General features: G+C 68.5%; 8 protein-coding genes and 2 pseudogenes. 3 read left to right on the top strand and 7 right to left on the bottom strand.

Features of this window, described 5'->3' with window-relative positions:
- Positions 1 to 459: 459 nt before the first annotated feature.
- The 3 genes and pseudogenes from J2847_RS21265 to J2847_RS34955 all read left to right on the top strand — a co-directional run.
- Positions 460 to 1,581, top strand: a complete 1,122-nt coding sequence (locus J2847_RS21265) for an HD domain-containing phosphohydrolase (RefSeq protein WP_209780833.1) — start codon at positions 460 to 462, stop codon at positions 1,579 to 1,581.
- Positions 1,582 to 1,821: 240 nt separating this feature from the next.
- Positions 1,822 to 1,923: pseudogene (locus tag J2847_RS34960) on the top strand (DDE-type integrase/transposase/recombinase); the annotation flags it as partial.
- A pseudogene (locus J2847_RS34955) lies at positions 1,920 to 2,114 on the top strand (DDE-type integrase/transposase/recombinase); the annotation flags it as partial. The pseudogenes J2847_RS34960 and J2847_RS34955, both read left to right, overlap by 4 nt.
- A 222-nt stretch (positions 2,115 to 2,336) precedes the next feature.
- Here J2847_RS34955 and J2847_RS21255 read toward each other — a convergent pair.
- Genes J2847_RS21255 through J2847_RS21225 form a run of 7 tightly spaced genes read right to left on the bottom strand, consistent with a single transcriptional unit; the run spans position 2,337 to position 10,187 of the window.
- Positions 2,337 to 3,347, bottom strand: a complete 1,011-nt coding sequence (locus J2847_RS21255) for an NAD(P)-dependent oxidoreductase (protein WP_209780832.1) — start codon at positions 3,345 to 3,347, stop codon at positions 2,337 to 2,339.
- Complete coding sequence (locus tag J2847_RS21250; RefSeq protein ID WP_209780831.1) at positions 3,344 to 4,624, bottom strand: glycerate kinase type-2 family protein; 1,281 nt, start codon at positions 4,622 to 4,624, stop codon at positions 3,344 to 3,346. The genes J2847_RS21255 and J2847_RS21250 overlap by 4 nt, the downstream gene beginning before the upstream one ends.
- Complete coding sequence (locus J2847_RS21245; protein WP_233474677.1) at positions 4,621 to 5,928, bottom strand: TRAP transporter large permease; 1,308 nt, start codon at positions 5,926 to 5,928, stop codon at positions 4,621 to 4,623. The genes J2847_RS21250 and J2847_RS21245 overlap by 4 nt, the downstream gene beginning before the upstream one ends.
- A 13-nt stretch (positions 5,929 to 5,941) precedes the next feature.
- Complete coding sequence (locus J2847_RS21240) at positions 5,942 to 6,520, bottom strand: TRAP transporter small permease (protein ID WP_209780830.1); 579 nt, start codon at positions 6,518 to 6,520, stop codon at positions 5,942 to 5,944.
- Positions 6,495 to 7,481, bottom strand: coding sequence for a TRAP transporter substrate-binding protein (locus tag J2847_RS21235; RefSeq protein WP_209780829.1), 987 nt, complete (start codon positions 7,479 to 7,481; stop codon positions 6,495 to 6,497). Before J2847_RS21235 ends, J2847_RS21240 begins: the two co-directional genes overlap by 26 nt.
- 48 nt (positions 7,482 to 7,529) lie before the next feature.
- Positions 7,530 to 9,005, bottom strand: a complete 1,476-nt coding sequence (locus J2847_RS21230) for an aldehyde dehydrogenase family protein (protein WP_209780828.1) — start codon at positions 9,003 to 9,005, stop codon at positions 7,530 to 7,532.
- Between the two features lie 18 nt (positions 9,006 to 9,023).
- Positions 9,024 to 10,187, bottom strand: a complete 1,164-nt coding sequence (locus J2847_RS21225; RefSeq protein WP_209780827.1) for an iron-containing alcohol dehydrogenase — start codon at positions 10,185 to 10,187, stop codon at positions 9,024 to 9,026.
- Between the last annotated feature and the right edge of the window lie 16 nt (positions 10,188 to 10,203).

Here is a 10,203-nt window from a genome sequence, read left to right as displayed (position 1 = left end):
ACTCCGCCGAATACCGTTTCCGTTTTCCCGTCATCGGGTCCGTCCTTCTTCCTGGGCGAACCAAGCTTAGCGAACTGTCCGGGAAACGGGGGCCAGCTCAGGGGCCAGCTCAGACAAACCCGGAGCGGTTCACATCGATCGTGCTGCCAAGCGCTCCCTGGAGATAGCGGAGCCCCGCCCTCAATCTCTGGTTCGGACCCATGATCCTCCATATTTGTTCAGGGATTTGACGCAAATCAACGCCAACTAATACCCTTCAAGGTGACGGTCGTCTCACGGGTTTCCCTGTCTTTCGGCTAACCCTTCACACGCATGCAGTGGAAAAATAGCGCGATACACCCATTGCTGCCCTGGCAAATAGTTGATTTCTAGGTCATGTCATCCGGGAGATGTTCTTTGAACCAAATGGGGCAAGTGAGAGTGGGCAGTCTCTTCTGCGGGTTCGGTGAAGATCCTTGGATGGAGCAGACTGGAGGCCTTGAGGAGCGGCTGCAATCGTTGCATGAGGAGATCCGCGAATGGCCCGGACTGGAGCATCTGCACCGGGTCGCCGTGGCGACCTACGATGCCAGGGGTGAGCGGGTCCGGACGTTCGTCCACAGCAACGTCGGTCCACGGCCCCTCGATCCCCTTTCCCGCAGGCTGTGCGATCATCCTCTTCTAAAGGCGGTCGCCGAGACGGGACGTCCGTGGATTGACAATGCGATCACGTCAGCCCCCGGTTCCACCGGTCCGGGCGGCCAGTTGCTGAGGCAGGGTTTCCGCTCGCGCTTTGTGAGCCGCATTCACTGGCAGGGCAACCTGTATGGATTCCTGTTCCTGAACTCAAGGAAGGAGGGATTCTTCACCGAACCCATCGTGTCGGCGCTCATTCCGTACCGGCGGGTGATCGGTGTGCTCGTTGCGTCCGAGATGACCAGCACACGCGCCATGCTGGCGGCCGTGCACACGGCCCTCGAGGTCAGCCACTACCGTGATGAGGAGACCGGTGCCCATCTCAACCGCATGAGCCGCTACGCCCAGCTTGTCGCAGCGAGAATCGCATCGAAGCACGGCCTTTCGGACGAGTTCATCGAGTATGTTCTCCAGTATGCCCCTCTGCACGATGTCGGTAAGGTGGCGGTACCGGACAGCATCCTGCTCAAGCCTGGCAAGCTGTCGCCGGACGAGTTCGAGGTCATGAAAACGCATGTGACCAAGGGCTTGGACATCATCAACTCGATGATTCACGACCATGGCCTTGGTGCCCTGCCGCATGTCGCCATCTTGCGCAATGTGGTGGCCTGTCACCATGAGGCCTTTGACGGCTCCGGCTATCCCAACGGCCTTTCCGGGGTGGCCATTCCATTGGAGGCCCGCATTGTCGCGGTCGCTGACGTGTTCGACGCGCTCACGTCGGAACGTCCCTACAAGGGGGCCTGGACGAACGAGGCTGCGGCGGCTTTCCTCCGGGAGCAGGCGGGCCGAAAGTTCGATCCGGACTGTGTTGCGGCGCTGCTCACGGACATGAGCGCCATCGCGGCCATCCAGCAGCAGTTCCGCGATACCCCCTCGGGCGATGGCTCCCGATATTTCTCTTGATCGGAGGCGGATCGGCCAGCAGCACTCTGGCCCAAGCCATGTGATTCCGAGGCGCCTCGGCCACCGGCCCGGCCGGCGTGCGCTGTGCCCGAGTCGATCGGGCCAGCCGATCGCTGGCACAACCCGCGCGGTTAACTGCCCATTGAACACCTTGCGCGCGGCTCATTGCTCAGTTGCGGCGCATGCTTCATGCGTGACCGTCGGCCAGGGCCTTGAGTTCGGGTCCACCGCCAACACTACCTCTGGCGGGCGGTCGATCGGGACGGCTTCGTTCTCGACACCCTGCTCCAGAGTCGGCGCGACATCAAGGCAGCCAAGCGCTTGGCTCGCGCAAGCTGTTGAAGAAGCAGGGCCGGGCACCGCGCATGCTGATCACCGACAAGCTGAAACCCCACGCCGCCAAGCGGGAGCTGGCCATGGGCGGGGAACACCGCCAGCACAGGGGGCTGAACAACCGGGCGGAGAACTCCCACCAATCCACCCGGCGGCGTGAGCGGCAGAGGAAGCGCTTCAAGGAGCCCGCCCAGGTCCAGCGCTTCCTATCCTCCACGACCCGATCGCCAACCTCTTCCACCTTCGTCGCGACCGCCGCCCTGCCGCCGACGATCGGGAGGTTCGCACCCAGGCGTTCCAGGTCTGGGCCGCAACGGCCGGCGCGCCACTGGCCGCCCAATCAGCAAACCGTTCCTGGCCGCCGCGCCTTCACTCTGTCCGGTCATCGACACGTTGACGGTGCCGATCCGCCAAAGCGGATTTCAACGCGGTTGGGAATCGGCCACCGGCAGAGCGTGAACCTTCAGGAATTCATCAAGCGCATCCGACAGCGCATCCACGATCCTTTGTTGGGCGATCCGCCCAGCCCACGCGACATGCGGCGTGACGATGACGCTCGGATGGCCCAGAATGGCGCGCACCGGGTCGTCGGCCGTGATTGGTTCCACCGCCAGCACGTCCAGCCCGACGCCGGACACCTGCCCCCTGCCGACCGCGGCGACCAGCGCCGGTCCGTCGATCAGCGCGCCGCGCGCGGTGTTGATCAGGATCGGCCGGCGTTCCATCCGCGCGAACGCCCGGGCGTCGAACAGGCCGCGCGTCTCCGGGGTCAGCGGGCAATGCAGCGACAGCACGTCGGCGGTCGCCAGCGCCTCCTCGAAGGGGATGCGCCCCTCTGCCGCCGCCTGGCCCTTGCGGGCGGCGACCACCACCTCCATGCCGAAGGCCTCGGCGATGCGGCCGACGGCGCCGCCGATGGCCCCGCCGCCGACCAGAGCGAGGCGCGATCCCTGAAGCTCGCGCACCGGGAAGTCGTGGTAGCAGAACTGCCCGCTCTCCTCCCACCGGCCGTCGAGCACGCTCTGACGGTAGGCGATCAGATTGCGACGCAAGGCCAGCAGCAGGGCGAACACATGCTCGGCGACCGTCGCGGCGCCATAGCCGACGACGTTGCGCACCACGATGCCGCGCTCCGCGCAGGCGGCGAGGTCGATGTTGTCCATGCCGGTGGCCGCGACCAGCACCAGCCGCAGCCGGGGCGCGGCGTCGAGCGCCGCGCGGTCGAGGCGGACCTTGTTGACCACCGCGACGGTGGCGTCGCGCAGACGCTCCGCCGCTTCCCCGGTGGCGGTGCGGTCGAAATTCCGCCAGACATGCGGCACGGCGGGGCGGCGCAGGGCGATTCCCGGCGCCAGCGTTGCCCCATCCAGAACGACGATCACGGGGGGGATCACGGGGGCGATCACGGGGGAGGTGTCGTCTGCAAGGCTCATCGGATCAGCACCGCGCGGAAATCGTTGACGTTGGTCAGGGTGGGCCCGGTGACGACGAGGTCGCCGAGCGCCGCGAACACCGTGTAGGCGTCGTTGTCGCCCAGGCGGTCGGCGGGATCAAGACCGGCGGCGCGGGCCCGGCCGGCGGTGGCGCCGTCGGCCAGCGCGCCGGCGTTGGTCTCCGACCCGTCGATGCCATCGGTGTCGCAGGCGATGGCGGCGATGCCCTCCACCTCCTGGATGCCGAGCGCGAAGGACAGCAGGAACTCGGCGTTCCGGCCGCCGCGCCCCTGACCGGCAACGGTCACGCTGGTCTCGCCGCCCGACAGCAGCAGGCAGGGGCGGGACGCCGTGGTGCCGCCCTGGCGGATGGAGCGGGCGATGCCGGCCATGACCGTGCCGACCTGCCGGGCCTCGCCCTCGATGGCGTCGCCCAACACCAACGGCTCGATGCCGGCCGTCCGCGCCGCCTCCGCCGCCGCGTTCAACGCCGACAGGCCGGACGCCATCAGATGGAAACGCCCAGCCCCGAAGGCGTGATGATCGGCGGCAGGGGGCCGCGCGGCGTCGGAGGCGAGGAAGGCGGCCAGCCGTTCCGGCACCGGGATCCGGTAACGGTCCAGCACCGCGTGGGCGAGCGCCGGGCTCGACACCGGCGGCACCGTGGGGCCGGAGGCGATGGTCGCCGGCTCGTCCCCCGGCACGTCGGAGATCGCCAGCGTCACCACCGGGGCGGGCCACGCCGCGACCGCCAGCCGCCCGCCGCCCAGCCGCGACAGCACCGAGCGCACCCGGTTCATGTCGCCGATGGGGGCGCCGCTGCGCAGAAGCGCGCCGTTGACCGCCTTGACCTCCGCCAGGGTCAGCCCGTCGGGCGGCAGCATCATCAGCGACGAGCCGCCGCCGGACAGCAGGCACAGCACCAGATCGTCGGGACCGAGCCCGTCGACCAGCCGCAGGAGCTCGGCCGCCGCCCGCTCGCCCTCCGCGTCGGGGTCGGGGTGGCCGGCCTCGACCACCCGGATGCGGGCGCAGGGGTGGCCGTGGCCGTGGCGGGTGATGACCAGACCGTCCAAGGGGCCGGGCCAATGCGCCTCCAGCGCGGCGGCCATCGACGCCGCCGCCTTGCCGGCCCCGACCACCACCGTGCGCCCGGCGGGCGGTGGCGGCAGGTGCCCGCCGAGGATGCGGTCGGGTCGGCAGACCTCCACCGCGCGGTCGAAGCAGCCGCGCAGGAACCGCCGGGCGCCGTCATCCCGATCCGGAAGCGGGATCATTTCAGCACCCCCGGCAGCCACAGCGTGATCTGCGGCAGGTAGGTGAGGATCAGGATGTCCAGCAGCAGGACGAGGTAGAAGGGCAGCATGTCCTTCAGGATCTGCTCGATGCGCAGGCCGGCGACCTGGCAGGCGACGAACAGGTTGACGCCGACCGGCGGCGTGGTCATGCCGACGGCGAGGTTCACGATCATCACGATGCCGAAATGGACCGGATCGACACCCAGCTTGACCGCCACCGGCGTCAGGATGGGGGCGAGGATGATGATCGCCGCCCCGGTCTCCAGGAACATGCCGACGATCAGCAGCAGCAGGTTGACCAGCAGCAGGAAGACGTAGGGTTCCTGCGAGAACGCCACGAAGGCCTGGGCGATCATGTCCGGGATGCGGTTGGCGGTGAGCACCCAGCCGAACACGCTGGCCGCCGAGATGATCAGCAGGATCACCACGGTGCTGAGCAGGGAGGCGCGCAGCGCCGCCATCACGCTGGCCGCCGTCAGCGTCCGGTACACGGCGCCGCCGAGGAACAGCGCGTAGAACACGGCGACCACCGCCGCCTCGGTCGGGGTGAAGACGCCGCCATAGATGCCGCCGAGGATGATGAGCGGCATCAGCAGCGGCAGGAACGCCTCGCGGAAGGCCCGGCCCTTGGGCGGCGGGTCGCCCAGCGCCCGGAGGCCATGGTCCGCACCGGCGGCGCCGAGGCCATAGCCGCGCTTCCTGCTGATCAGAGAGACGGTCAGCATCAGGGAACCGCCGATCATGACGCCGGGAATGACGCCGGCCACGAACAGATCGCCGATCGACACCGGCACCCCGGCGGTCAAGGCGAAGATGATCATCGGAATCGACGGCGGGATGATGACGCCGAGTTCGCCCGACGCCGCCTGCACGGCGGTGGCGAAACTCTTGGGATAGCCGCGCACGGTCATCGCCGGGATCAGGATGCTGCCGATGGCCGCGGTCGTCGCGGCGCTCGACCCGGAGATGGCGGCGAAGAACATCGCCGAGATGACGGTGACGAGTCCGAGACCACCGGTCGCCCGCCCGACCAGCGACTGCGCGAAGTTGATCAGGCGGTTGGAGATGCCGGCCGATTCCATCAGCGCACCGGCCAGCACGAAGAAGGGAATGGCCGACAGCGGAAAGGAATCCAGCGCCGCGAACATGCGCTGGACCATCGCCTCCAGCGGAATGCCGGATCCGTGCATCGACACGGCCGCCGTCATGCCCAGCGCGACGGCGATGGGGATGCCGGCGGCGAAGAGCAGAAGAAGAATGGCGCCGAAGGCCATCGGTGTCATGGTCGGAGCCTCCTCAGTCGATGATGCCGTCGAGCGATGGCGGTGGCGGGTCGATGGCGACGATGAGCGTGTTGACCAGCGCCAGGGCCGCCCCGATGGGAACGGCGAGATAGACGACCGACATCGGGATTTCCATGTTGCCCGACGTGATGCCCTCCACCGCGTCGAGGATGGCGACGCCGTAACCCAGCAGCACCGCCCAGAACAGGGCGGAGACCAGGGCGCAGACCAGCGACAACGCCCGCCGCAATGGACGGGGAACCGTCTGGGCGATCAATTCCACCGAGGCCAGGAGCCCGCGACGGACGCCGATCCCGGCGCCGAGAAAGACGATCCAGATCAGCGCGTAGCGGATCAGCTCCTCCGACCAGATCAGCGGTTCGCCGACGACGTAGCGGGCGATCACCTGGACGAGCGCCAGGCAGGCCAACACCCCCAGCCCCAGCGACAGAACAGCCAGCAGCGCCGCGTTGAAGCCGTCGACGACGCGGATGACCCGGCGCAGGGCCGGCGGAAGCGGCGCGGGGCCGGCGCTCACCGGCGCCGGCCCCACCGCGCCATGCCCGTCAGCGGGCAACGGCGACGCTTTCATCGACCACCTTCTTGTAGATCGGCTTCAGGGACGGGAAATCGCGGTCGACCACCGGCTCGACCTTGGCGCGGAAGGCCGCCTTGTCCGGTTCGATCAGCGTCATGCCCTGGGCCTGGAGCTGCTTGAGGAAATCGGCCTCGCCGCGCGACACCTCGGCCGCCGCGAACTCCTTGGCACGGGCGTTGACGGCGTCGATGATCGCCTTGCGCTGGTCCTCGGGCAGCTTTTCAAGGCGCTTGCTGTTCATGACCACGGCGATCGGCTCGAACACATGCTCGGTGCGGACGAGATGCTTGACCACCTCGGAGAATTTGGAGTTCAGGATCAGCGACAGCGGATTCTCCTGCCCGTCGATGACGCCCTGTTGCAGGGCGGTGAACACCTCGCCGAAATTCATCGGCGTTGGCGCGGCGCCCAGCGCCTGCCAGGATTTGACGAAGACCGGGCTGTCCGGCACCCGGATCTTGCGGCCGGCGAGGTCGGCCGGGCTGTTGACCGCGCTCTTGGTGGTCAGCCAGCGCGGACCGCGCAGCCAGTAGCCGACCACCTGGTAGCCGGATTCCTTCTTGATGCGTTCGGTGATCTCGGTGCCGACCGGGCCGTTGTAGATCGTCTTGAAATGGTCGATGCCGTTGATCATGAAGTGGATGGTGAAGATCTTCGCGGTGTCGGAGGCGGCCGACAGCACGCCGGCCCCGCCGACCCAGAAATCGACGGTGCCGAACTTCAGCCCCTCGACCAGTTCACGGTCGCTGCCCAGCGTGCTGCCGCCGAACACCTGGATCTTCACCGCGCCGTTGGTCGCCTTGGCGACGTCCTCGGCGAACATCTCGGCCGCCTTGGCGTGGATTTCCGTCTGCGGCCAGACATGGCCCAGCTTCAGAACGGTCTGCGCGAAGGCCGCGCCGGGCAGCAGGGCGGTCGCCGCGACGGCGGCGAACAGAATGGATTTCAAGGTCATCGTTTTTTCCTCCCGGATGGGGCGTGTCGTGTTGTTGTTTGGTGTCGGTCAGGCCTGGACGTAGGCGGCCTTCAGTTCGGTGAAGAAATCCTGGTTGCTGTGGCCGATGGAGTAGGCGCCGTAGCCCGACCCCTTGACGCCGCCGAAAGGCAGATGCGCCTCGCTGGCGGTGCCGTGGTTGACGTGCACCATGCCGGACTGGCTGTCCCGCATGAAACGGAAGGCCTGATCGACGTCGCGGGTGAAGATCGACGCGGCCAGACCATACTCCACCGCGTTGGCGACCTCGAAGGCGCGGTCGGCGTCGGGAACGGCGATGACCGACAGCACCGGGCCGAAGACCTCCTCGCGCGCCAGCTTGGTGTTGGGCTGCACGCGGTCGAGCAGCGTCGGTTCCATGAAATGGCCGGATGCCAGGGCGCCCTGGTCGAGCACGCCGCCGCCGAAGCGCAGCCGGGCGCCCTCGTCCAGGCCGGCGGCAAGGTTGCGCAGGACCGAGACGCGGTGCTGTTCGGTGATCAGCGGCCCCATGGTGGCGGCGGGGTCCCAGGCCGGGCCGACGCGAATGGCGGCCAATTCGGCGGTCAGCGCCTCCGTCACCTCGTCGGCGAGGCTGTCGAGCACGACGACGCGGCTGATCGCGGTGCAGCGCTGGCCGGTGCAGGCGAAGGCGGCCGAGGCGATTTGCTTGGCGACCGGGCCGACGTCGCGGTAGCTCAGCACCACCGCCGGGTTCTTGCCGCCGAGTTCCAACTGGGCGCGCACGAAGCGGCGGGCGAGCTGGGCGTTGATGTCCGCCCCGGTCCTGGTCGAGCCGGTGAAGCTGACGCCGCGCACCAGCGGGTGGCGGACCAGCGCCTCCCCCGCGCCCCGGCCGGAGCCGAGCACGAGGTTGACGACACTCTTCGGGATGCCGGCGTCGCGGAACACGTCCATCAGCCGCACCGCCGACCAGGGCGTCAGGTTGGCCGGCTTCAGCACCACGGTGCAGCCATAGGCCAGCGCCGGACCGATCTTGCGCACCGGGGTCACGATCGGGAAGTTCCACGGCGCGATGGCCGCGACGACGCCGACCGGCGCGCGCATGGTCATGGCGAAGCCGTTGCGCTTCTCGCTGGGCAGGGTGGTGCCGTCGATGCGGCTCGCCTCGCCGGCGGAAAAGCGCAGCTCCTTGGCGGCCCGCATCACCTCGCCGCGCGATTCCGCCAGCACCTTCCCCTGTTCGGCCGACAGGATGAAGGCCAGCTCCTCGACCCGCTGCTCCAGCAGGTCGGCGGCGCGGAACAGCAGGGCGCCGCGTTCGGGCCCCGGCACCTCGCGCCACGTCTTCCAGGCGCGATGGGCCGCGGTGACGGCGCGGTCGACGTCGTCGTTCGAGCTTTCGGCGAAATGGCCGAGGCACTGGTCGCGCCGCGCCGGGTTGTGGATGGCGGAGGCGTTGCCGTTGGCCTCCTCGGCCACGCCGTCGATGATGTTGCCGTAACGGCCGCCGACGGCGCCGTTCAGCCAGCTCTGCATGTCCATGGACGTTGTTCCAACCGGTTAGAGTTCGGCGCGCAGGAGGGACTTCATGTCCTCCAGCGTCGGCTGCCGTGGGTTGACCGGCACGTTGCCGGACTGCATCGCCTCGGTGGCGACGCTGTCGAAATCGGCCTCGGTCAACCCGAAATCGCCGAGCTTGGCGGTGATGCCGATGTCGGTCTTGAGCTGTTCGATGGCGGAGACGGAGCGTTCCGCCGCCTCGCGCAGGCTGAGATGCGCGACGCGTTCGCCGAAGATCTCGGCGATGCGGGCGTATTTCGGCAGGTTGCCCGGCAGGTTGAACCGCATCACCGCCGGCAGCAGGATGGCGTTGACCAGACCGTGCGGGATGTGGAACCGCGCGCCGAGCGGCATCGCGAAGGCGTGGACCAGACCGAGGCGGGTGCTGTTGAAGGCCATCGCCGCGATGGTGCTGGCCAGCAGCAGATCGCCGCGCGCCTGGGCGTTGCCGCCCTGGGCGACGCCGACGCGCAGGCTGCGGGCGATCAGGGTCATCGCCTGTTCCGACATCGCCTCGGAAATCGGCTGGGTCGCGGTGTTGACGTAGGATTCCAGCGCGTGGGTCAGCGCGTCCATGCCGGTCGCCGCCGTGAAGGCCGGCGGCAGCGACATGGTCAGCGCCGGGTCCAGCAGGGCGACGCGCGGGCAGTTCAGCACGCTGCCGACGCTGATCTTGACCTTGTTCGCCTTGTCGGACAGCACCGACCAGATGGTCAGCTCGCTGCCGGTCCCGGCGGTGGTGGGGATGGCGACGACGGGGGCGCCGGCCGTCCCGACCTTGCCGATGCCGACATAGTCGCGGATGGTGCCGGGGTTGGTCAGCATCAGACCGACCGCCTTGGCGGTGTCCAGCGCGCTGCCGCCGCCGACGCCGACCACCAGATCGCAGCCCTGCTGCTTGGCAAGGCGGGCGCCGGCTTCGACCGACGACACGTCGGGATCGCTCTCCACCTCGGTGAAGGCGGCGGCGGGGATGCCGGCCTCGGTCAGGGTGGCGACCACGCGGTCGACGATGCCGGCGCGGGCGACGCCGGGGTCGCCGACGACCAGCACCCGGCTGCCGCCGAGGTCGCGGGCGATCCCCGGCAGGCGGGACAAAGCGCCCCAGCCGAATTCGATGGCCGTGGGGATGTGATAGCTGAAGGACGGAATTCCGGTGCTCATGTGATGAACTCTCCTG

The sequence above is a fragment of the Azospirillum agricola genome (genome assembly GCF_017876095.1).
Classification (GTDB): domain Bacteria; phylum Pseudomonadota; class Alphaproteobacteria; order Azospirillales; family Azospirillaceae; genus Azospirillum; species Azospirillum agricola.
The sequence above is the reverse complement of the archived record's forward strand: the minus strand, read 5'-3'. Positions and strand labels throughout refer to the sequence as shown.

What these genes read in the sequence shown, in the direction of transcription:
- J2847_RS21265 (WP_209780833.1), top strand. Translation starts at nt 460, where the DNA reads ATGGAGCAGACTGGAGGCCTTGAGGAGCGGCTGCAATCGTTGCATGAG.
- J2847_RS21255 (WP_209780832.1), bottom strand. Translation starts at nt 3,347, where the DNA reads ATGAGCCTTGCAGACGACACCTCCCCCGTGATCGCCCCCGTGATCCCC.
- J2847_RS21250 (WP_209780831.1), bottom strand. Translation starts at nt 4,624, where the DNA reads ATGATCCCGCTTCCGGATCGGGATGACGGCGCCCGGCGGTTCCTGCGC.
- J2847_RS21245 (WP_233474677.1), bottom strand. Translation starts at nt 5,928, where the DNA reads ATGACACCGATGGCCTTCGGCGCCATTCTTCTTCTGCTCTTCGCCGCC.
- J2847_RS21240 (WP_209780830.1), bottom strand. Translation starts at nt 6,520, where the DNA reads ATGAAAGCGTCGCCGTTGCCCGCTGACGGGCATGGCGCGGTGGGGCCG.
- J2847_RS21235 (WP_209780829.1), bottom strand. Translation starts at nt 7,481, where the DNA reads ATGACCTTGAAATCCATTCTGTTCGCCGCCGTCGCGGCGACCGCCCTG.
- J2847_RS21230 (WP_209780828.1), bottom strand. Translation starts at nt 9,005, where the DNA reads ATGGACATGCAGAGCTGGCTGAACGGCGCCGTCGGCGGCCGTTACGGC.
- J2847_RS21225 (WP_209780827.1), bottom strand. Translation starts at nt 10,187, where the DNA reads ATGAGCACCGGAATTCCGTCCTTCAGCTATCACATCCCCACGGCCATC.